The 22,161-nt window shown below is 60.3% G+C and carries 23 protein-coding genes and 1 pseudogene; all 24 read left to right on the top strand.

Annotated features, from left to right (window positions below; genetic code table 11):
- Positions 1-113: 113 nt before the first annotated feature.
- The 24 genes and pseudogenes from rnmV to spoIIE all read left to right on the top strand — a co-directional run bounded on the left by rnmV (position 114) and on the right by spoIIE (position 22,139).
- Positions 114-728, top strand: coding sequence for a ribonuclease M5 (gene rnmV / locus RIN49_RS25120; RefSeq protein ID WP_309122885.1), 615 nt, complete (start codon positions 114-116; stop codon positions 726-728).
- Positions 725-1,642: a 16S rRNA (adenine(1518)-N(6)/adenine(1519)-N(6))-dimethyltransferase RsmA gene (gene rsmA / locus RIN49_RS25115; RefSeq protein ID WP_309122884.1), complete on the top strand. Its 918-nt coding sequence runs from the start codon at positions 725-727 to the stop codon at positions 1,640-1,642. Before rnmV ends, rsmA begins: the two co-directional genes overlap by 4 nt.
- A gap of 84 nt (positions 1,643-1,726) precedes the next feature.
- Positions 1,727-2,539 (top strand): sporulation peptidase YabG, encoded by an 813-nt coding sequence (gene yabG / locus RIN49_RS25110; protein ID WP_309122883.1) that lies wholly within the window; start codon positions 1,727-1,729, stop codon positions 2,537-2,539.
- Between the two features lie 116 nt (positions 2,540-2,655).
- Complete coding sequence (gene veg, locus RIN49_RS25105) at positions 2,656-2,934, top strand: biofilm formation stimulator Veg (protein WP_138197975.1); 279 nt, start codon at positions 2,656-2,658, stop codon at positions 2,932-2,934.
- Between the two features lie 202 nt (positions 2,935-3,136).
- A pseudogene (locus RIN49_RS25100) lies at positions 3,137-3,310 on the top strand (small, acid-soluble spore protein, alpha/beta type); the annotation flags it as partial.
- Between the two features lie 324 nt (positions 3,311-3,634).
- Positions 3,635-4,513 carry a 4-(cytidine 5'-diphospho)-2-C-methyl-D-erythritol kinase gene (gene ispE, locus RIN49_RS25095; RefSeq protein ID WP_309122882.1) on the top strand — a complete coding sequence of 293 codons (879 nt, stop codon included), beginning with the start codon at positions 3,635-3,637 and terminating at the stop codon, positions 4,511-4,513.
- A 66-nt stretch (positions 4,514-4,579) separates the two neighbouring features.
- Positions 4,580-5,419 (top strand): pur operon repressor, encoded by an 840-nt coding sequence (purR, locus tag RIN49_RS25090; protein WP_309122881.1) that lies wholly within the window; start codon positions 4,580-4,582, stop codon positions 5,417-5,419.
- Entirely contained in the window at positions 5,416-5,799 is a 384-nt protein-coding gene (locus RIN49_RS25085) for a RidA family protein (RefSeq protein ID WP_309122880.1), read from the top strand. Before purR ends, RIN49_RS25085 begins: the two co-directional genes overlap by 4 nt.
- Before the next feature lie 128 nt (positions 5,800-5,927).
- Entirely contained in the window at positions 5,928-6,215 is a 288-nt protein-coding gene (gene spoVG, locus RIN49_RS25080; RefSeq protein ID WP_138197979.1) for a septation regulator SpoVG, read from the top strand.
- Positions 6,216-6,346: 131 nt separating this feature from the next.
- Positions 6,347-7,735 (top strand): bifunctional UDP-N-acetylglucosamine diphosphorylase/glucosamine-1-phosphate N-acetyltransferase GlmU, encoded by a 1,389-nt coding sequence (gene glmU / locus RIN49_RS25075; protein WP_309122879.1) that lies wholly within the window; start codon positions 6,347-6,349, stop codon positions 7,733-7,735.
- Positions 7,736-7,785: 50 nt separating this feature from the next.
- A complete protein-coding gene (locus RIN49_RS25070; protein ID WP_138197981.1) occupies positions 7,786-8,736 on the top strand; it encodes a ribose-phosphate diphosphokinase in 951 nt (316 codons plus the stop codon).
- A gap of 89 nt (positions 8,737-8,825) precedes the next feature.
- Positions 8,826-9,467: a 50S ribosomal protein L25 gene (locus RIN49_RS25065; protein ID WP_309122878.1), complete on the top strand. Its 642-nt coding sequence runs from the start codon at positions 8,826-8,828 to the stop codon at positions 9,465-9,467.
- 95 nt (positions 9,468-9,562) lie between these two features.
- Complete coding sequence (gene pth / locus RIN49_RS25060; RefSeq protein ID WP_309122899.1) at positions 9,563-10,126, top strand: aminoacyl-tRNA hydrolase; 564 nt, start codon at positions 9,563-9,565, stop codon at positions 10,124-10,126.
- 60 nt (positions 10,127-10,186) lie between these two features.
- Positions 10,187-10,417, top strand: coding sequence for an anti-sigma-F factor Fin (gene fin / locus RIN49_RS25055; RefSeq protein ID WP_309122877.1), 231 nt, complete (start codon positions 10,187-10,189; stop codon positions 10,415-10,417).
- Between the two features lie 97 nt (positions 10,418-10,514).
- On the top strand, positions 10,515-14,084 hold the full coding sequence (gene mfd, locus RIN49_RS25050; protein WP_309122876.1) for a transcription-repair coupling factor: 3,570 nt from the start codon (positions 10,515-10,517) through the stop codon (positions 14,082-14,084).
- Positions 14,085-14,322: 238 nt separating this feature from the next.
- Complete coding sequence (gene spoVT, locus RIN49_RS25045) at positions 14,323-14,865, top strand: stage V sporulation protein T (protein ID WP_309122875.1); 543 nt, start codon at positions 14,323-14,325, stop codon at positions 14,863-14,865.
- A 147-nt stretch (positions 14,866-15,012) separates the two neighbouring features.
- Positions 15,013-16,503, top strand: a complete 1,491-nt coding sequence (yabN, locus tag RIN49_RS25040; RefSeq protein WP_309122874.1) for a bifunctional methyltransferase/pyrophosphohydrolase YabN — start codon at positions 15,013-15,015, stop codon at positions 16,501-16,503.
- A gap of 140 nt (positions 16,504-16,643) precedes the next feature.
- Positions 16,644-16,916: an HU family DNA-binding protein gene (locus tag RIN49_RS25035; RefSeq protein ID WP_309122873.1), complete on the top strand. Its 273-nt coding sequence runs from the start codon at positions 16,644-16,646 to the stop codon at positions 16,914-16,916.
- Between the two features lies 1 nt (position 16,917).
- Positions 16,918-17,193 (top strand): RNA-binding S4 domain-containing protein, encoded by a 276-nt coding sequence (locus RIN49_RS25030; RefSeq protein WP_309122872.1) that lies wholly within the window; start codon positions 16,918-16,920, stop codon positions 17,191-17,193.
- Between the two features lie 138 nt (positions 17,194-17,331).
- Positions 17,332-17,619, top strand: a complete 288-nt coding sequence (gene yabP, locus RIN49_RS25025) for a sporulation protein YabP (RefSeq protein ID WP_138197988.1) — start codon at positions 17,332-17,334, stop codon at positions 17,617-17,619.
- On the top strand, positions 17,616-18,215 hold the full coding sequence (gene yabQ, locus RIN49_RS25020) for a spore cortex biosynthesis protein YabQ (RefSeq protein WP_309122871.1): 600 nt from the start codon (positions 17,616-17,618) through the stop codon (positions 18,213-18,215). The genes yabP and yabQ overlap by 4 nt, the downstream gene beginning before the upstream one ends.
- Positions 18,216-18,230: 15 nt before the next feature.
- Entirely contained in the window at positions 18,231-18,548 is a 318-nt protein-coding gene (locus RIN49_RS25015; RefSeq protein WP_309122870.1) for an FtsB family cell division protein, read from the top strand.
- 81 nt (positions 18,549-18,629) lie between these two features.
- Positions 18,630-19,163: a S1 domain-containing RNA-binding protein gene (locus RIN49_RS25010; RefSeq protein WP_309122869.1), complete on the top strand. Its 534-nt coding sequence runs from the start codon at positions 18,630-18,632 to the stop codon at positions 19,161-19,163.
- A 480-nt stretch (positions 19,164-19,643) separates the two neighbouring features.
- Complete coding sequence (gene spoIIE, locus RIN49_RS25005; RefSeq protein WP_309122868.1) at positions 19,644-22,139, top strand: stage II sporulation protein E; 2,496 nt, start codon at positions 19,644-19,646, stop codon at positions 22,137-22,139.
- Positions 22,140-22,161: the final 22 nt, after the last annotated feature.

The raw sequence follows: 22,161 nt of genomic DNA, 5'->3' as shown, positions 1-22,161 counted from the left end.
CTTATTTTTTCATCATGTTCTTTCATTCGGGAGTTGAGGGCCGCTTTGGCGGCCCTTTTTTCTTTGTCCGAAGAAGGGTACAATACCAGTACATCGTATAAGGAGCGCGGAGCATGATCAAGGAAATCATCGTGGTCGAGGGGAAGCATGATACGACGGCCGTGAAGCGAGCGGTCGACGCCGACACGATCGAGACCGGGGGATCGGCCGTAAACAAGGACGTTCTAGCCCGCATCGCGTTGGCGCAGAAGAAGCGGGGCGTCATCATCTTGACGGATCCCGACTACGCGGGCGAGCGCATACGTTCGATCGTCTCGGGACGGGTACCCGGCTGCAAGCATGCGTTCTTGTCCCAGGACGAGGCGACGCTGGGCGACGATATCGGGATCGAAAACGCGAAGCCGGAGTCGATCCGCTACGCGCTGGAGGCGGTGCGGACGGAGGCGGAGGCGCCGGGGACGGACGTCGCTTGGGCCGATCTGTTCGTCGTCGGGCTCGCCGGGACGGCAGGCTCCGCGCACCGGCGGCTGCTCGTCGGGCGGAAGCTTCGGATCGGCTATGCGAACGCCAAGACGTTCTTGAAGCGCTGCGCCATGTTCGGCATTCGCCGGACGGAAATCGCGGCCGCGCTCGCCGCCTGCGGCTGGCCGGCCGATGCATGGGACGAAGGCGCAGCCGCATATGCGGGAGCGAATGACGGAGAAGCGGGAAGGGGTGACGCCGAATGACGCAATGGACGGAACCGGCGCGGCAGGACAAGGCGGAAGGCATCGGTTCGCCGCGCAAGACGAAGGAGCTGTTGCAGAAATACGGCTTCTCGTTCAAGAAGAGTTTGGGACAAAATTTCCTCATCGACGGGAACATCCTGCGCAATATCGCGGACGCCGCCGAGCTCGGACCGACGAAGGGCGCGTTGGAGATCGGCCCCGGCGCCGGCGCGCTGACGGAGAAGCTCGCCGAGCGGAGCGGACGCGTCGTCGCGATCGAGATCGATCAGCGGCTATTGCCGATGCTGGAGGACGCGCTGTCCGATTACCCGAATGTCACCGTCGTGCTCGGCGACGTGCTGAAGGTGGATATGCAGGCGCTGTTTCGCGAGCAGTTCGACGGGCTCGACGGCGTATCGGTCGTGGCGAATCTGCCGTATTACATTACGACGCCGATCGTCATGAAGCTGCTGGAGGAGCGCCTGCCGGTGGAGTCGATCGTCGTCATGATCCAGAAGGAGGTCGCCGACCGGTTCGCCGCGGCGCCGGGCTCGAAGGATTACGGCAGCCTATCGGTCGCGGTTCAATACTATGCCGTACCCGAGGTCGTGGCCAAGGTGCCGCATACGGTGTTCATTCCGCAGCCGAACGTCGATTCGGCCGTCGTGAAGCTGAAGATGCGGGCGAAGCCGCCCGTCGACGTAACGGACGAGGCGTTGTTCTTCGACGTCGTGCAGGCGTCCTTCGTGCAGCGGAGGAAGACGCTGCTCAACAATTTGCAGCAGCGGTTCTTCGCGACCGAAGGGGGCAAGGAGGCGTGCCGCGCGTTCCTCGAGGCGTGCGGCATCGCGCCGGAACGCCGGGGAGAGACGCTCAGTCTATCCGAGTTCGCGACGATCGCGAACGCGATGCGCGAGCGATCGGAGCGAGCGTAAGACGTAAACGTACGAAAGCGCGACAGGTTCGCGTACACCATTCGCCTATGCCCGCCATACGATATACGTATGGAGGGATGGAACATGAAAATTGGCGACTGCGTCGTCCGCAAATCGTACGGGAAAGACGTCTTGTTTCGGATCCAGGATCTCAAGGATCGGCAAGCCGTGTTAAAGGGCGTATCGTACCGATTGCTGGCGGACGCGCCGCTCGACGATTTGGAAGCGGCGACCGAGCCGATGGAGGAAGACGTCAGGGGGGTATCCCTCTTAAAGCAAAGCCGCTTGCGCATCGCCGGTCTGAAGCGGTCGACCGAGCCTTATTTCGACGTGCCCGGCACGATCCTGCATCTGGACGGGGATCGATCGTATTTGAAGAAGAGCATTGCCGTCTATAACGAGCTGCGCATTCCCGCCGAAGGATACCATCTGTTGGAGTCGGACATGGCGGAGGCGCTGCGGCAGCTGCTGCCCGCGGTGCAGCCGGACATCGTCGTCATTACGGGTCACGACGCCATTCTGAAGCATCGGTTCGACGGCGATAAGCAAAATATCCGGAATTACAAAAACTCTATGCATTTCGTGCAGGCGGTCCGCGTCGCTCGCGCTTACGAGCGGAATCGCGACGCGATGACGATCATCGCCGGCGCCTGCCAGTCGCACTTCGAAGCGCTGCTCCAAGCGGGCGCGAACTTCGCGAGCTCGCCGTCCCGCATCTTGATCCATGCGCTCGATCCGGTCTATATCGCGGCGAAGTCGGCGTTCACGCCGGTGAAGGACACCGTGAACATCTACGATGTCATCACGCATACCGTCAGCGGGTTGAAAGGGCTCGGCGGCATCGAAACGCGCGGCAACTACCGGATGGGGTTGCCTCGAATCGGCCCGGAAAATTAATTTTTTTTAAAGAGATCCGTTGACAACGCGCAAAGTCCACTGATATAATATTCGGCTATTTGACACAAGCCCCCCTTTTCGGTTATAATACCTAAGGAAAGAGGTGGTGGTTGACAATGGCCAAGAATGCGCTGTTGGAAATTAAGAAGAGCCTTGAAGCTCACGTCGGTCAGCAAATTACGCTTCGCGCGAACGGCGGCCGTCGCAAAACGATCGAACGCACCGGTGTTTTGGAGGAAACCTACCCTTCCGTGTTCATTGTCAAACTGGACCAAGAACAACACGCTTTCAAGAGAGTCTCATACAGCTACGCCGATATTTTGACGGAGACCGTCGAAGTGACCGTGCGCGGCGACAACGATGGACAAGTTCGAATCGCCCACATTCAAGCCTAATCGACCGCCTAGAACAGCGATTGCTTTTAGAACGGCAAGGACCGGAACGCTCCGGTGCCTTGCCGTTTTTTCGTCTATAAGGGCTTATACGGAATCTCCGGAAAACGTCCCCTCGCCCGCCTTCGCATGCGGCCTCCTTCCTCGAACCATACTATCGATAACCGAACGATATGGGGCAGCCTAACCGAAGGAGGTGGAAAACATGGCGCGCAAAAGAAGGGGAGTCATGTCCGAGGAGTTGAAATACGAGCTCGCGAAGGATTTAGGGTTCTACGATACCGTTCAGAAGGAAGGATGGGGCGGCATTCGGGCCAAGGACGCGGGCAATATGGTGAAGCGGGCGCTGCAAATCGCCGAGAAGACGTTGGCGGATCAGGCCCGGGCGCAGACGCAGGGAATGCAGACGCAGGGAACGCAGACGCCGCCGCAGCGGATGTCGACGGCGATGGCGGCTTCGACGGCAACGACGGGAGCGGCGACCGCGACGATGGGGCGCACCGTCGGAATGACGACGACGATGACGTCGTCGTTCGCCCAGCCGCGGCAGGCGGGCGCGGCGATACAATCGCAGCCGGGACGATATCGTCCGTAACATAGGGACGGCCTAGGGAGTCCGGATCGCGGGCTCCTTTTTTGCATCCTCGCAATTGTGATACACTAATGGGACGGATGCTGAATGGAAAGGCGGTGACTCACCGAGGTGAAAGTGTACGAGAAGGCGCCCGCCAAAATCAATTTGTCGCTCGACGTGCTGCGGAAGCGGGAAGACGGCTATCACGAGGTCGAGATGATCATGACGATGGTCGATCTGGCCGATCGGCTCGAGATGGAGGAGCTGCCGCGGGACACGATCATTATCTCGAGCCAGGCCGGGTACATTCCGCTGGACGAGAAAAACTTGGCGTTCCAAGCGGCGAAGCTGATTAAAGAGCGGTATGGGGTAAAGAAGGGCGTCTATATTCACCTGGATAAGCGGATCCCGGTGTCCGCGGGGCTCGCGGGCGGCAGCACGGACGCGGCGGCGACGCTGCGCGGACTGAACCGGCTGTGGGACTTGAACATCCCGTCGCAGGAGCTTCAGAAGCTCGGCGAAGAGCTCGGCTCGGACGTGCCGTTCTGCGTGACGGGCGGGACGGCCATCGCCCGCGGGCGAGGCGAGAAGCTGACGCCGCTCGGCGCGCCGCCCTCATGCTGGGTCGTGCTGGTGAAGCCCCCGATCAACGTGTCGACGGCGGACGTCTACGGGCGGTTCCGCGTCGATCGGATCGAACGCAGACCGCGCACGCAAGAGTTGCTCCGGGCGATCGACGCGAGCGACTTCGCGGGCATGTGCGGGGCGCTCGGGAACGTATTGGAGGAAGTGACGATTCCGATGCACCCGGAGGTGCGGTACATCAAGGACTCGATGCTTCGGTTAGGCGCGGACGGCGCCCTGATGTCCGGCAGCGGACCGACCGTCTTCGCGCTCGTGCAGCGGGAATCGAAGCTCGCTCGCATCTATAACGGCCTCCGAGGCTTCTGCCGCGAGGTTCACGTGGTGCGCCTATTGTCCGCGCCTCTTGAACAAACACGGACGTAAGTGGTATATTCTCTTTATAATGTTCGGAAATTGATTGATTTTTGGAATTATAAGGGGGGATAAGGGGTGAAGAAGTTAAAAAGAAGCGCACGTCTCGTGGAGATGACGCAGTATTTACTGGCCAAACCTCATGTCCTCGTACCCCTGACCGTGTTCGCGGATCGCTACGCCTCGGCGAAATCGTCGATCAGCGAAGATTTAACGATCATTAAAGAGGTATTCGAGACGGAAGGCATCGGCGAATTGCATACGCTTGCAGGCGCGGCCGGCGGCGTGAAATTCGTGCCGAAGATGTCGCGCGACGGGGCGCTCGCCCTCGTGAACGGCGTCTGCCGTCTGCTGGAGCAGCCGGAACGGCTGCTGCCCGGCGGCTACTTATACATGTCGGACATTTTGGGCCAACCGGCCATCATGAACGAGATCGGGCGCACGTTCGCGTCGGTGTTCGGCGATCGGCCGATCGACGTCGTTATGACGGTCGAGACGAAGGGCATCCCGCTCGCTTACGCGACGGCGGCGCATCTCAATATCCCGGTCGTCATCGTGCGCCGGGACCCGAAGGTGACGGAGGGCTCCTCCGTCAGCATCAACTACGTCTCCGGCTCCAACAAGCGCATACATACGATGACGCTCGCGCGGCGCGCCTTGAAGTCGAAGGCGAACGTGCTCATCGTCGACGACTTCATGCGGGCGGGCGGCACGGCGCGCGGCATGATCGACTTGCTTCAAGAATTCGAGGCGACGGTGCAAGGCGTCGGCGTCCTGGTCGAAGCCGGAGGCGTGAACGAAGAGGAGTTGCTCGTCGACGAATACGTATCGTTGGCGCGGCTTGCGCACGTCGACCCGAAGACGAGGGAAATTCGCATGGCGCCCGGCAACTATTTCGAGGAGGGAACGAACCTATGAATCCAACAGTAATTTCGACAACCAAGGCCCCCGCGGCCATCGGACCGTACGTACAGGCGATGCGCGTCGGCGGACTCGTGTTCACGTCCGGCCAAATTCCGCTCACGCCCGAAGGCGCGATGGTCGAAGGCGGGATGGCGGAGCAAACCCGGCAAGTGCTCGAGAACTTGAAGGCCGTCGCGGCGGCTTGCGGCACGACGCTGGCGTCGACGGTGAAGGCGACGGTGTTCATTAAGGACATGAATCGATTCGCCGAGTTCAACGCCGTGTTCGAGGAAATGTTCGAAGGGCATAAACCGGCGCGCTCGACCGTCGAAGTGGCCCGGCTTCCGAAGGACGCGTTGGTGGAAATCGAGTTGATCTTGGCGGTTGAGGACTGAAATCGAAGCTTTCTGAATATTTATAAAAAAATGTGTGCGAGTCTCAAGAAATCGGAAGGAATTTGTATGACAATGTGGAATATTACACCAAGTCCTTTTTTTCGATAATGATAAGGTGGTGACCTAAAGTGCAAATAACCGATGTGAGACTCCGCCGCGTGAACTCCGAAGGTCGTATGAAAGCGATCGCATCTATTACGATCGACAACGAATTCGTCGTTCACGACATCCGGGTAATTGACGGGAACAATGGCATGTTCGTGGCGATGCCTAGCAAGCGCACGCCGGACGGCGAGTTCCGAGATATCGCCCACCCGATTTCGTCGACCACTCGGGAGAAGATCCAAGCAGCCGTTCTGGCGGAGTACGACCGCGCGGCATCCGAAGAGGAAGACGTAATCGAAGAGGGAGCGTAATTACGAATGCGACGAGAGAGCCGAGGGCTCTCTCTTTTCTTTTTTCGGAAAGTGAGATATGATTTCATGTGGGAAAAACCAACCCTCGACAGAGCGGAACGGCGAATTCGGAAGGGGGATTATCAGAAATCATGAATATTATGGGCATCGTATTGGCAGCAGGACTCGGTAAGCGCATGAAGTCCAAATTACATAAAGTGCTGCACCCCGTGTGCGGCAAACCGATGGTCGAGCACGTCATCGACGCGCTCGATGAAGCGGGCGTCGGCCGCAAGGTCGTCGTCGTCGGCCATGGCGCGGACGCCGTGCGTTCGGCGCTCGGCGCCCGGGCGGAATACGCCATGCAGGAGCAGCAGCTCGGCACGGGCCACGCGGTCCGCGTCGCGGAGCCGCTGCTCGGCGCCGAAGACGGCGTGACCGTCGTCGTCTACGGCGACACGCCGCTGCTGACGGCGCGTTCGATCGCCGGCATGCTCGCGCTGCATCGCGAATCCGGCGCGGCGGGTACGCTGTTGACGGCGACGTTCGCCGATCCGACCGGCCTCGGCCGCATCGTGCGCGGCGCGGACGGATCCATCGAGCGCATCGTCGAAGAGAAGGATTGCAACGCGGCGGAGCGGGAGATCAAGGAAATCAACGCGGGCGCGTATTGCTTCGACAATCGCAAGCTGTTCGAGGCGCTCGCGAAGGTGAAGAACGATAACGCCCAAGGGGAATACTACTTACCGGACGTCATCGGCTTGTTCCGGGAAGCGGGCGACACGGTGCAAGGGTACCGCACGAGCGACGCGGACGAAGCGTTCGGCGTGAACGACCGCGTCGCGCTGGCCGAGGCGGAGCGGCTCATGCGCGCGCGCATCAACCGGTCGCATCTGTTGAACGGCGTGACGATCGTCGACCCGGCTTCGACCTATATCGACGCCGGCGTGACGATCGGCAGCGATACGGTGATTTATCCGGGCACGTCGCTGAGGGGCGCGACGCAGATCGGTTCGGACTGCGCGATCGGGCCGAACAGCGACATTCACGCTTCGACGGTGTCCGACGGCGCCGCCGTCAAACACTCCGTGCTCGACAACGCGGTCGTCGGCCCTCGCACGACCGTCGGTCCGTTCGCGAACCTGCGTCCGGGCACGCGACTCGGCAGCGACGTGAAGATCGGGGACTTCGTCGAGATCAAGAGCTCGACGATCGACGACGGGTCGAAGGTGTCGCATCTAGCGTACGTCGGCGACGCGCGCGTCGGCAAGGACGTCAATATCGGCTGCGGCGTCATAACGGTGAACTACGACGGGTTCTCGAAGTTCGAGACCGTCATCGAAGACGAGGCGTTCGTCGGCAGCAACGTCAACTTGATCGCGCCGATTCGCATCGGGAAGGGCGCGTTCGTCGTCGCGGGCTCCACCATTACGCAGGACGTCGGCGAAGACGACCTGGCGATCGCCCGCGACCGACAGACGACGAAGAAGGGGTACGCGAAGACGCTGCGGGCCCGTCTCAAGGCGAAGAAAAATCGCTGAAGCCATCGAAGCAACAAACTATTCGAACATAAGCTGGAGGAGAACGTTCCATGTCTTACCGGGATCCCAAGCTGAAGGTGTTCACATGCAATTCGAACCCGCAGCTTGCGCAGGAAATCGCAGAATATATCGGCTTGCCGCTCGGCGTCTCGCAGACGATCCGGTTCAGCGACGGCGAAATTCAAACGCGGATCGACGAGAGCGTACGGGGCTGCGACGTGTACGTCATACAGTCGACGAGCGCGCCCGTGAACGAGCATTTGATGGAGCTGCTCGTCATGGTGGATGCGCTGAAGCGCGCGTCGGCGAAGAGCATTAACGTCGTCATCCCTTATTACGGTTACGCCCGCCAAGACCGGAAGGCGCGTTCCCGCGACCCGATCACGGCGAAGCTCGTAGCGAACCTGATCGAGACGGCCGGGGCGCACCGCGTCATCTCGATGGATCTCCATGCGACGCAAATCCAAGGCTTCTTCGACATCCCGGTCGATCACCTGCTCGGCGTGCCGATCCTCGGGGCGTACTTCAAGGAGAAGCAGCTCGAGGACGTCGTGATCGTCTCCCCGGACCATGGGGGCGTCGTGCGCGCGCGGAAGCTGGCGGATTACTTGAACGTGCCGCTCGCGATCATCGACAAGCGCCGTCCGGAGCCGAACGTCGCCGAGGTCATGAACATCATCGGCGAGGTGAAGGGTCGCACCGCGATTCTGATCGACGACATCATCGATACGGCGGGGACGATAACGCTCGGCGCCAACGCGCTGAAGAAAGCGGGCGTGAAGGACGTGTACGCCTGCTGCACGCATGCCGTGCTGTCGGGTCCCGCGATGCACCGGCTCGAGGAATCGCCGATTCGGGAAGTCGTCATCACGAACACGATACCGGTCGCGAATCCGGAGCCTTGCACGAAGCTGAAGACGTTGTCCGTGGCGCCGCTGATGGGCGAAGCGATCATCCGGGTCCACGAAGAACTGTCGATCAGCAAGCTGTTCGAAGATTAACGTCGTCGAAGACGACTATATCCGGCCTTCTCAGGGAACAGTAGGTACATCGTTTTCAGTATCTACTGTTCCAGAGGAGGCTTTTTTCGATGATCGACATGAAGGTAACGGTACTGTCGCGTTCCGGCGAGACGAAGTCCGATCGCCGCACGAACCGGGAGAGCGGCAAGATTCCCGGGGTCGTCTACGGCAAGAAGGTGGCGTCGCAGCCGATCTATATCGAGGAGAAGGCGCTGCATCAGCTCATGCGCAGCGGCGCGAGCGCCGGCGGCATTCTGCGGCTGACGCTGCCGACGCACGGCGAGCAGCCGGTCATGATCGGGGAAATTCAGCGCGACAAGGTGCTGGGGCGAATCCTGCACGTCGATTTCCACCAGATCGACATGAGCGAGCCGGTCAAAGCGACGGTTCGCGTCGAATTGACGGGCGAAGCGCAAGGCGTGTCGGAAGGCGGCATCCTGCAGGTGATGAACCCGACCGTCGAAGTGCGCTGCATCGCGAGCGCCATCCCGGCGGCGATCGAAGCCGACGTCAGCCGTCTCGCCGTCGGGGAACATCTCTACGTGCGCGATCTGGCGGTGCCGGCGGGCGTCGAGATTCGCAGCGACGAGAACGACATCATCGCTACGATCCTCGCGCCGCAGAAGGAGCTGCCGGAGGCGACCGACGAAATCCGCGATCAGGACGTGGCGGAAGCGACGGAAGAGCAGGTCGGCGCTCACGCGGATTAACGGCCGGTCGGGCGCAGAAGAACGTCGAAGTCCCCTTGGGAGAGGGGACTTTTTGTTTGCCCTTGGTGTATAATGGCTACGGGAGTGAGTATGTGATGAAATGGTTCGTCGGGCTCGGCAATCCGGGCAGAGATTACGAGGATACGCGCCACAATATCGGCTGGATGGCGCTGGACGAGGTCGCGAGGCGGTGGGGCGTCTCGACGGCGCAGTCGAAGTGCAAGGGGCTCGTCGCCGAAGCGAGGGTGGAAGGCGAGAAAGCGTACTTGATCAAACCGATGACGTACATGAACCTGTCGGGGGAATGCGTGCGAGCGTTCCTTGACTTCTATAAGCCGGACCCCGCGGATCTGGTCGTCGTATACGACGATATGGACACGGAGTTAGGTTCGATTCGCCTTCGCATGAAGGGCAGCCCCGGCGGTCACAACGGCATCAAGTCGATTATCGCCCATCTCGGCACCGATCAGTTCCATCGCATTCGGCTCGGCATCTCGCGCCCGGCGCCGGGCACGAACATCTCGAACTATGTGCTGGCGACGTTCCGCAAGGAGGAGCGGGAAGCGCTCGAGCGGACCGTAACGAAGGCGGCGGACGCGATGGAATACTGCTTGAAGGAACCGTTCGAGAAGGCGATGGCGAAATTTAACGGAAGCTGAATGGAACCGCCGCTCCCGTGGCGATACTAACATCAGATGGACACGGGAGGTGGGGACGTTATGTCGATTCGCTATGTTTGTAAGCATTGCAGAATGTCGCTCGGGGAGATTTCGTCCGAGCATGTCACGGAGGCGCAGCTCGGATTCCATTTCTTGACCCCCGAGGAGCGCAACGATATAATTACGTATAATTCAAGCGGAGACGTTACCGTCAAGCTTGTATGCGATTATTGCCGCGAAGCGCTCCAGTCTCATCCGGAGCTTTCGTTGGTATCCAGCCCGCTGCAATGACCGGCTACGCGCCGGCGCATCGGGCGGGATGAACGGCCTTGGCTTGTCAGCCTAGGCTTGTTTTGGTTTGCCGGGAAAGAGGTGTCCTAATCTCGAAATGAGACGTTTATTAGAAGCGCTTGCGACGGATCCGGATCTGATCACCGTGACGGACGGCATCCGGTCGGGGCTGAAGGAACAATTGGTATCCGGGCTTGCCGGCTCGGCTAGAAGCGTATTTGTCGCGGCGCTGCATTCGCAATTGCAGCGCCCTATCGTCGTCATGACGCATAATATGTTTTCCGCCCAAAAATTAATAGAGGATCTGGAAGAGTGCCTGCCTCGCGGCGAGCTCCTCGCGTACCCCGCGAACGAGTCGATCGCGACGGAGGCGGCGGTGTCGAGCCCCGAGCTCGTCTCGCAGCGAATCGATGCATTATCCCGCCTCGCGAACGGCTTCCGGGGCGTCTTGGTCGTGCCGTACGCGGGCGTCCGCCGTCTCGTCGCGCCGAAGGAGACGTTCCAGGGCGCCGCGGTGACGGCGTCCGTCGGCGAGACGCTCGCCATCGACGCGCTGCTCGGCCGTCTCGCGGAGCTCGGCTACGAGCGCGTCGAGCGGGTGGAGGGGCGCGGGGAGATGAGCGTGCGCGGCGGCATCGTCGACGTGTATCCGCCCAAGCCCGTCGAAGGAAGCGGCGGGGAAGCGGGGGATCTCGCCGTGCGCATCGAATGGTTCGACGACGAGATCGATTCGATCCGCTTGTTCGACCCTGTCGATCAACGCTCGAAGGAGCGGCTGGAGCGGGTCACGCTGCTGCCGAGCCGCGAGCTGTTCGCGGAGCCGCGAAGGTTCGAGATCGCGGCGCGGACCGCCGCGGAGCTGCTGGAACGCCAGCTGGAGCGGACGACCGACCGGACGGCGAAGGAGAAGCTCCGCGAGGAGATCGGCGGCGACCTGGTAAAGCTGCGGGAAGGCGCTTATTTTACCGGTATTTATAAATACGTCTCGTTGCTGTATCCCGAACGGCAGACGCTGCTCGACTACTTGCCTAAGGACGCGCTGCTGCTCGTCGACGAGCCGAACCGGCTGCTCGAGACGGCGAAGCAGCTCGATCGGGACGAGGCGGAGTGGACGACCCACCTGCTGCAGGAGGGCAAGACGATTCCGAGCTTCGCGCTGTCGAAGAGCTATGAATCCCTCTTCTTCCACAAGCCGTTGCAGACGGTGTATTTGTCGCTGTTCCTGCGGCAAATTCCGAACACGCAGCCGCAGAACATCGTGAACGTCATCTGCCGCGCGATGCAGCAATTCCACGGGCAGATGAACGTGCTGAAGACGGAGATCGAGCGATGGAGCAAGTCGAAGTCGACCGTCATGATGCTGGCCGGCAGCAAGGAGCGGCTCGAACGCATGCGCCGGGTGCTCGCCGATTACGGCATTCCCGAGCAGACGATGATCGAAGGCAATCTCCAGAGCGGCTTCGAGCTGCCGTCGGTCCATCTCGTCGTCATTACCGAGGGCGAGATGTTCAGCGCCAAGCAGCGGAAGGCGCGCAAGGTCGAGCGGAAGATCGAGAACGCGGAGCGCATCAAGAGCTACACCGAGCTGAAGATCGGCGATTACGTCGTCCACGTCAATCACGGCATCGGCAAATACGTCGGGATCGGCACGATCGAGATCGACGGCGTACACAAGGATTACCTGCATATTCTGTATGCCGGCGGCGATAAGCTGTCCGTACCGATCGAACAGATCGACATGGTGCAGAAGTACATCGGCGCGGAGGAAGGCAAGGAGCCGAAGGTTTACAAGCTGGGCGGCGGCGATTGGACGAAGGCGAAGTCGAAGGCGCGATCGGCCGTCAAGGACATCGCCGACGAGCTGATCAAGCTGTACGCGGCGCGTCAGGCGGCCCCCGGGCACGCCTTCCCGAAGGATACGCCGTACCAGCAAGAGTTCGAGGCGATGTTCCCGTACGACGAGACGACGGATCAGCTGCGCGCCATCGAGGAGATTAAGGGCGACATGGAGCGGCCGCAGCCGATGGATCGGCTGCTGTGCGGCGACGTCGGCTACGGCAAGACCGAGGTGGCCATCCGGGCCGCGTTCAAGGCGGCGATGGACGGCAAGCAGGTCGCCGTGCTCGTGCCGACGACGATTCTCGCGCAGCAGCACTACGAGACGTTCCGGGAGCGCTTCGGCGGCTTCCCGTTCAACATCGGCGTCTTAAGCCGGTTCCGCTCCAAGAAGGAGCAGACCGAGACGATCAAGGGCGTCGTGAGCGGCGCGATCGACGTCGTCATCGGGACGCACCGCATCTTGTCGCAGGACGTGAAGTTCAAGGACCTCGGCCTGTTGATCATCGACGAGGAACAGCGCTTCGGCGTCACGCACAAGGAGAAGCTGAAGAAGCTGCGGCTGAACGTCGACGTGCTGACGCTGACGGCGACGCCGATCCCGCGGACGCTGCACATGTCCATGCTCGGGGTGCGCGACCTGTCCGTCATCGAGACGCCGCCGGAAAACCGCTTCCCCGTACAGACGTACGTCGTCGAGCACAGCGGCGCGCTCGTCCGCGACGCGATCGAACGAGAGCTCGCCCGGGGCGGGCAGGTGTACTACTTGTACAACCGCGTCCAAGGGATCCAGCAGATGGCCGATACGATCCATGCGCTCGTGCCGGACGCCCGGGTCGCCTCGGCGCACGGGCAGATGTCCGAGCAGGAACTGGAGCGGACGATTCTCGACTTCCTCGACGGCGAATTCGACGTGCTCGTCAGCACGTCGATCATCGAGACGGGCGTCGACATTCCGAACGTCAACACGCTCATCGTGCATGACGCCGACAAGATGGGCTTGTCGCAGCTGTACCAACTGCGCGGCCGGGTCGGCCGTTCGAATCGGATCGCGTACGCATACTTCACGTATCAACGCGACAAGGTGCTGAACGAAGTCGCGGAGAAGCGGCTGCAAGCGATCAAGGAGTTCACGGAGCTCGGCTCCGGCTTCAAGATCGCCATGCGCGATCTCGCGATCCGCGGCGCGGGCAATCTGCTCGGCGGGGAGCAGCACGGCTTCATCGCCTCCGTCGGGTTCGATCTGTATTCGCAGATGCTGGCCGAGGAGATCGAGCAGCGGAAGGCGGCGCTCGACGGCGGGACCGAAGGCGCGGAGCCGGCGGAACGGCGCCCCAAGCCGGTCAACACGCAGATCGAGCTCACGCTGGACGCCTACTTGCCGGGCGATTACATCTACGACAGCGCGCAGAAGATCGAGATCTACAAGAAGGTGGCGGGCATCCGCTCCTTCGAGGAAGAGAACGAGCTGGCCGACGAGCTGCTAGATCGGTTCGGGGATATGCCGACGCCGGTCCAGACGCTGCTGGCGGTCGCGCGCCTCAAGGTATACGGGGCGGAGTACGGCATCCAGTCGATCGCGGCCAAGGGCGACGACCTGATCATCACGTTCGGGCCCGAGCAGAACGAGCGCATCGACGGCCAGAAGCTGTTCGCGCTCAGCAACCGGTTCGAGCGCAAGCTGAAGCTCGTCCCGGGCAAGCAGATCGTCATCCAGATGAACCGCAAAGGGATGTCCATGGAGGACGCGCTCCTGGCGGCGGAGAAGCTGCTTCAGCAGTACCGCGAGGTGCTGAAGGACGGCGCGCAACGCTCGACGAACGTTGTATGAATTGGCAGGATGTTCTTATGAACATCCTGTTTTGCTTTCAAGTGGTTGGCAACAATAATGGCGAACAGTCCCATACGGATGCATGATGTTGGACGGTTTGTACAAGATCTGGCGTATAAGTGAATCGTTAGCGACAAATACTAAGGTCGAATATAACACAGGTCATCACCCCCCCTCGAACCGTACAGGACGGACGACTTCGATGCATTCAAACTTCTAGAAAGCGAGGGCATACAACATGAAAGCAACAGGAATCGTACGCAGAATCGACGATCTCGGACGGGTCGTCATCCCGAAAGAAATTCGTCGGACATTGCGTATTCGCGAAGGTGACCCGCTGGAAATTTTCGTCGATCGCGACGGAGAGGTTATATTGAAAAAATATTCCCCGATCGGGGAACTAGGCGACTTCGCCAAAGAATACGCAGAATCGCTGAGCGAGAGCACCGGGCACATCACGATGATCTCGGACCGCGACAACATTATCGCCGTATCCGGGGCGTCGAAGAAGGAATACATGGACAAGCAGATCGGCCCGATCGTCGAGACGGCGATGGAAAACCGCAAGACGACGGCGGAGACGAATGCCGGCGAATACGAAATATGCAAAGATTTGACGGAGACGTACAGTTCCTTCGTCTGCTCGCCGATCGTGGCGGGCGGCGATCCGATCGGTTCGGTCATCTTGCTCAGCAAGCAAGACGGCACCAAGATGAGCCAGATGGAAGTAAAGATGGCGGAGACGGCGGCCGGCTTCTTAGCCAAACAGATGGAGCAGTGAACCGATTCGCTTTCCAATCGATCGACGGGCGCGGCCGCGCGCCTACATAAGGGCTTCCGTAACCTCACGCATACCGGCGCGGGTTGCGGAAGCCTTTTCGTTATGCGTAGAATGAAGTATCAATCGGGAAAAAGGGAAGTGGATGGCGTGCAACGAAATACGGGACGCATTACCGTCGCGGGGCTCGGACCGGGCGGCCCCGACGGCTTGACGCTCGGCGCATGGGACGCCGTACGGACGGCGTCGCTGCTGTTGCTGCGGACGGACAAGCATCCGGTGACGGCTTGGATGCGGGAACAGGGCGTCGCTTACGAAACCTACGACGCGCTTTACGAAGCGCACGGACAGTTCGGGGACGTATACGCGGCCATCGTGGACGATCTGCTGCGGCGCGCGGCGGACGGGAGCGACCTCGTCTACGCGGTGCCGGGACATCCGTCGGTCGCGGAGTCGACCGTGGCGCTCCTGCGGGAGCGCTGCCCCGCGGCAGGCGTCTCTCTACGCATCATTGGAGGCGAGAGCTTCCTCGACCGCGCGTTCGTCGCGCTCGGCTTCGATCCGGCGGACGGCTTCCAGCTGGCCGACGGGACGGCGTTCCGACCGGAGCGCCTGAATCCGTACAATCACATTCTGATTACGCAGGTGTATGACGGGTTCGTCGCTTCGGACGTAAAGCTCGGGCTGATGGAACGGTATCCCGACGACTACGAGGTGACGGTCGGGCATGCGCTCGGCGTCGCCGGCGAGGAACGGATCGAGCGCGTGCCGTTATACGAGTTGGACCGGGTCGGCGGGTACGGCAATCTGTCGCTCGTGTACGTGCCGCCGACCGAGCGGGACGACGTCCATTACCGTACGTTCGAGCGGCTGCACGAGATCATCGCGAAGCTGCGCAGCCCCGAGGGCTGTCCGTGGGACCGGGAGCAGACGCATAAGTCGCTGCGCAAATACTTCATCGAGGAGACGTACGAGGCGCTCGAGACGATCGACAACGACGACATGGACGCGCTTCGGGACGAGCTCGGGGACGTGCTGCTGCAAATCATGCTGCATGCGCAGATCGAAGAAGAGGCCGGCACGTTCGACATCTACGACGTCGTCGCGGGGCTGGCCGCGAAGATGGTGCGGCGTCATCCGCATGTGTTCGGCGACGTCCGCGTCGGCGGGGTCGACGACGTGCTCGCGACATGGCAGGACGTGAAGGCGAAGGAGCGGGAAGCGGCGGGCGATTCGGCGCCGACTTCGGCGTTGGACGGCATCCCGAGCGGGCTCCCTTCGCTTATGCGGGCGGTCGCCGTGCAGAAGAAGGCGGCGAAGGTCGGCTTCGACTGGAGCGAGCCGGCTTCGATCGCCGACAAGATCGAGGAAGAGCTGCGCGAGTTCCAGGAAGCGTTGGCCGGCGCCGGCGACGACCGGGCGGAACGGCTGCTCGACGAGATGGGCGATCTGTTGTTCGCGGTCGTCAATCTGGCCCGTTACCTGAAGATCGATCCGGAAGAAGCGTTGTCCGCGACGAGCCGAAAATTTACCAAAAGATTTCAGTATATCGAGGAACAACTACGTTTAAGCGGGAAATCCTTTGACCAAACTGATATTAATGAGATGGAACGCTACTGGCAGGATGCCAAAAGGAGCTGAAATGCCTTCTTACGCGTGAATATTTTGCGAAAATGTTGAAATGTTCGGTCGCAAAGCAGGATTTTCCCGGCATCCGAGAGAATACATAACTTGTGTTTCGCTATATTTTACCGTTGGATTGATTAGGAGGAATCGTAAGCATGAACAAGCAAGATTTGGTCAACAGCATTTCCGAGAAGAGCGGCCTGACGAAGAAAGACGTCGAGTCCGTATTGAACAGCTTCCTTGGCGAAGTAACCGACGCGTTGTCCTCCGGGGACAAGGTACAATTGATCGGCTTCGGCACGTTCGAGACGCGCAAGCGTTCCGCGCGCGTAGGCCGCAACCCGCAAACCGGCGCGACGCTCGAAATCGCCGAGTCCAAGGTTCCTGCGTTCAAAGCGGGCAACAAGCTCAAAGAAGCAGTGAAGTAAGATGCGTCTCGATAAATTCCTGAAGGTCTCCCGGCTCATCAAGCGTCGTACCGTCGCGAAAGACGTGTCCGACCAAGGACGGGTCTGGATCAACGGGAAAGAGGCGAAGGCGAGCAGCACGGTCAAGCCCGGCGACGAGCTGACGGTGCGTTTCGGCCAGAAGAGCGTCACCGTTCGTATCGAGCGGATCGCAGAGACGACTCGCAAGGACGAAGCGGCCGAGATGTACACAGTCATTAAAGAGGAATCGAACGCGTCCGGCGAGAGCGTGATCTAATCTTTCGCCGGTCGTACCGAAGCCGTTCCGAAGCGGGATGTTTACCGCTTCGGAGCGGCTTCTTTCCGTTCCTGCGGCATCGGTTCTAAAACCTGCCCCCCTCCCATATGGTAGAGGTATAAGGGAGGGGTACATGCCATGGTGGATCTTGGTGGTGGAAAGACCAAACGGCAAGAGGTTCGGTTGCTGAACCGCCGCTTGCTCGAAGTGACGGGCGTCCTGAATGTGGACAGCTTCGACAGCGAAGAATTTCTGCTCGAAACCGAACTCGGGTTCCTTAACGTAAAGGGACAAAATTTACATATCAAGAACTTGAACCTCGAGCAGGGACTGGTCACGATCGAAGGCACCGTCAACGCCTTCGCGTATTTGGACGGCGCGGGGCCGGACAAGTCGAAAGGCTTCCTCGGTAAACTGTTCAAGTGACGCTAAGCGCGCAATTTCTGACGATGGCCGCCATGATGCTCAGCGGGGCCGCGCTCGGGCTGCTGTTCGACGGCTACCGGGTGTTGTCGGGGGAGCTCCGGTTCCCGCGCTGGATCATCCCGCCGCTGGACATCCTATATTGGGCCGTCGGGACGGTCGCCGTCTTCCGCGTCTTGTTCCTCAGCAACGGGGGAGAGGTTCGGATTTATGTTTTTCTGGCGTTGATGATCGGGGTCTCGTTTTATTTCGCGCTGCTTAGCGACGTCTTCGTCAACGTGATCCGTTGGTCGATCGGTCGTATCAAGGCGTTGATCCGCATGCTCATCCGACTGGGCGATCTGCTCGTCGTTCGCCCCTTGATCGCGCTGTACCGCCTAGCCATTGTAATTTTGGGATTTTTGGCGGCCTTGTCTATTTTCCTCGGAAAACTTGTGTTACAATTGCTCTATCCTTTGTGGAAAATCACGTTATGGATCGGGCGCCCTCTCGGGCGGCGGGTATCCCGCCTCGTCCGCGCGGAAGCGTGGCTGACGCCGAGCGCGCGATTCGTTGCCGACGTTCTTCGAAGGACGGGCTTATGGAGAAAGCGCAAGTAGGGGGAATCTAAGAACATGGCAAAGGGATCGGCGAAGCATGCGGCGAAGCCGAAGAGCGAGCTCCGGAGGCGACGGTTGTATTTTACGATCATCGGCGGAGTATCCTTGTGGGCGATCTTCGCGTTTTGGGACCAGTCCGGGGCCATGAAGGAGAAGAAGGCGGAGATGGGCGTCTTGCTGCAGCGCCTGGAGGAAGTACGGGCGGAGCACGATGCGTACCAATCGGAAGTCACCCGTCTTCAAGATCCTGAATATATTGAACAGAAGGTACGGAAGGATTTCGGGATGACGCGCCCCGGCGACAAGGTGTTCGGCACCCCGGCGGAAGAGTGACGCATTGCCGAAATCCTGCGTATTCTGTATAATGCAGCTAATTCCATTCATGCATTCACCAAGGGAGGAACAGGTTCTTTTATGTCAACCATTGAAGTTGGCGCGAAGCTAGAAGGCAAGGTTACGGGAATTACCCACTTCGGCGCTTTCGTCGAATTGCCCGGAGGCGTTACCGGTCTCGTTCACATTTCGGAGATCGCCGACAGCTACGTCAAGGACGTCAAGGATCACCTCAAGCTAGAAGACGTGGTGACGGTGAAGGTCATCAATGTGGATAAGGACGGGAAGATCGGGCTTTCGATCAAGAAGGCCGTCGATCGTCCGCCGGAAGCTCCGCGACCGAGCTTCGGCCGCGACGGCCCGCGCGAAGGCGGCGGCGGCTTCGGAGGCGGGCGGCCTCCGCGCGAGGGCGGCGGCGGCTTCGGCGGTCGCGGCGGCTTCGGCGGCGGACGCGGCGGCGATCGTCGTCAAGGCGGCGGCGGCTTCGGCGGCGGCAGACCGGCGAGTTTCGAAGACAAGATGTCCCGTTTCTTGAAGGATAGCGAAGAGCGCATGTCCTCCCTGAAGAAAAATACGGAAGGGAAACGCGGCGGACGCGGCGCGAAGCGAGTATAGCTTCGACGCCGGAACCGACGGCTTCCCGGATGGAAACCGCAAGGCTTAACGCCTTGCGGTTTTTTTTTGTCGGCGGAAACTAGCGAAATTCGTAGTAAGAGGCAACCGATGGCGGCGGCTTTCTCTCTTCGCTTCTTTCTAAGGTGACTCCCTCTGTTCAGGAAGTCGGAGGCAGAAATTATTCATAATATTTTCCGCGTCATGATGCGCCGGCGCTTCGTTGTGACGGCATGCCAAGGCATTCGACATCATTCTACGACATGGCCGCGGGCGAATCGCCCCGACGTGCGTCGACGGCTCCGGCGCGCGGGACCCGCAATCGCATTCGCCGCAAGGGATGCGGCGGTACGCCGAAGCTGTCGGAAAAAATATCGAACCTACCAACGCATTGTGACAAACTTTTTAATAGAGTTATACCTATAATGAAACCACTCATTCATCCTGCGGGAGGAAACTACGGATTAGGGGTGGCTACGAAACATGGAAAAACGGAACGTGATGCAGCGGCTGGGGTGGGACATCGGAGGAGCGACGGGCAGGTGGAAGCAAACGGCGAAGGATCGGCTGCTGCACAATCGCGTCGTTCAGGCGGCGGTAGGCAAGCGGTGGGCGATCGTACTGATGCTCGTCGCTTTCCTGCTCGGACGCGCGAACATTCTCGGCGAGCTGGCGCCGTTCGCGATCGCGTTCTTCGCGGCCATCTCGTATTTGAGGCGGGGCCTTATGCAGACGTCGGCGCTGGCTTTGATCGCAGGCAGCCTGCTGTCGCCGCATATCCAGGTCGGGTCGATCGCCGCGCAGCTCGTCGTCTTCGCCTTGCTGCAGAAAGGGATGGCGCGGTACGAGAAGTCGGAGGTATCGCATGCGCCGGCGCTCGTCTTCCTATCGACCTTCACCGTGGGGCTGTTCGCCGATATCGTCGCTTCGAATATGACCTGGTACGCGGTTATGATGACATCGGTCGAAGCGGCGCTAAGCAGCGTATTGACGCTTATCTTCCTACAAGCGCTTCCGGTGCTTACGTTGACTCGGAAAAACTATCAGCTGCGGCACGAGGAAATCATCTGTTTAATGATTTTGCTGGCGTCGGTGCTGACCGGGACGGTGCAGTGGGAGATCGGCACCGTGTCGCTGGAGCACTCGCTGTCGAGATATCTCATCTTGATTCTCGCGTTCGTCGGCGGGGCGCCGATCGGCGCGTCGGTCGGGGTCGTCACCGGTCTCATTCTCAGCTTGGCGAACTTTTCCGCGATTCAACAGATCAGTTTGCTGGCGTTCGCGGGGCTGCTGGCCGGCCTCTTGAAGGACGGAGGCAAGATGGCCGTCGGCTTCGGAATGCTGCTCGGCACGTCGATCCTCGCCATCTACGCCGGAGACGCGACGCATGTGCTGCAGTCCACGTACGAATCGGTGGCCGCGGTGGCGCTGTTCCTGCTGACGCCGAAGGGCATGATCCGCACGATCGCCAAGTACGTGCCCGGCACGCAGGAGCACGCGAAGTCGCAGCAGGATTACATTCGCCGCGTGCGGGACATTACGGCGAATCGAGTGAACCAATTTTCCGACGTGTTCAAGCAATTGTCGAAGAGCTTCGGCCAGCTGACGGAGCAAAATCAACTCCTCCAACACGAAGCGGAGATGGGCCATTTCGTGAACGCAGTGACGCAAGAAGCGTGCGCGACCTGCTTCAAGCGAAACTCCTGCTGGGAGGGAGGATTCTATAAAACTTACAAATATATGACGGATATGATGACGGAGGTGGAGGCGAACCCGGAATTCGACAAGGACCACATTCGCGCGGAATGGAGGCAGACGTGTCATAAGACGGAACGCGTATTGACGATTCTGCAGAAGCAATACGAGAAATACCGCTACGACCGGCATTGGACGAAGCAAATTCAAGACAGCCGCAAGCTCGTATCCGAGCAGCTGTTCGGCGTCTCGCAGGTCATGGACGACCTGGTGAAGGAAATCCGCCGCGAAGGACAAGGCTTGTTCCTGCAAGAGGAGCAGATTACGCAGGTGCTCGAGGAGATGGGGCTGCAGGTGCAGCGGCTCGACATTATCTCGCTCGACGAAGGCAACGTGGAAATCGAGGTGGTGCATAGCTTCAGGCGCGGATTCGACGAATGTCGGAAAATGATCGCGCCCCTTCTCTCCGACGTGCTCGGCGAGACGATCGCGGTGAAGCAGGAGCGCTGGGACGAACCGGACGAGGGGCTTGCCACGGTACGGTTCTCTTCCGCGAAGGAGTACGAGGTGGAGACGGGCATCGCCTGCGCCGCGAAGGGCGGCGAATGGCTGTCCGGCGACAGCTTCTCGACCGTAGAGCTCGGCAACGGCAAGTTCGCGCTCGCGATCAGCGACGGCATGGGCAACGGCGAACGAGCCCGGGTGGAGAGCAGCGCCGCGCTGTCGATTTTGCAGCAGCTGCTGCAATCCGGGATGGACGAGCAGCTCGCGATCAAGTCGGTCAATTCGGTGCTCATGTTGCGCTCTTCCGAGGAAATTTACGCGACGGTGGATTTGGCCATCATCGATCTATATAGCGCGAAGACGACGTTCATGAAGATCGGCTCGACGCCGAGCTTCATTAAGCGGGGCGACGAGGTGCTGCCGATTACGGCGAGCAATCTGCCGCTCGGCATCCTGAAGGAGATCGACGTCGACCTGGTCGTGCATCAGCTGCTGCCGGGCGATCTGCTCGTCATGATGACGGACGGCGTCTACGATGCGCCGGGGCATGCCGCGAACAAGGAACTCTGGATGAAGCGCATCCTGTCCGAGATGGAATCCGACGCGCCGCAGGACATCGCGGACAAGCTGCTCGACACGGTCATACGCCACCATGACGGGGAGGTCGTGGACGATATGACGGTGATCGTCGCGAAGATCGACAAATTCGCGCCGGAATGGGCGACGTTCCGTTGGCGCGGGCAAGGCGCCCCCATCGAACGGCCGAGGACGGTGAGCTAGCGGGCATTTTCTAGTAGTAAAA

The organism is Paenibacillus sp. (assembly GCF_031177825.1).
Taxonomy (GTDB): Bacteria; Bacillota; Bacilli; order Paenibacillales; family YIM-B00363; genus Paenibacillus_AE.
The sequence above is the reverse complement of the archived record's forward strand: the minus strand, read 5'-3'. Positions and strand labels throughout refer to the sequence as shown.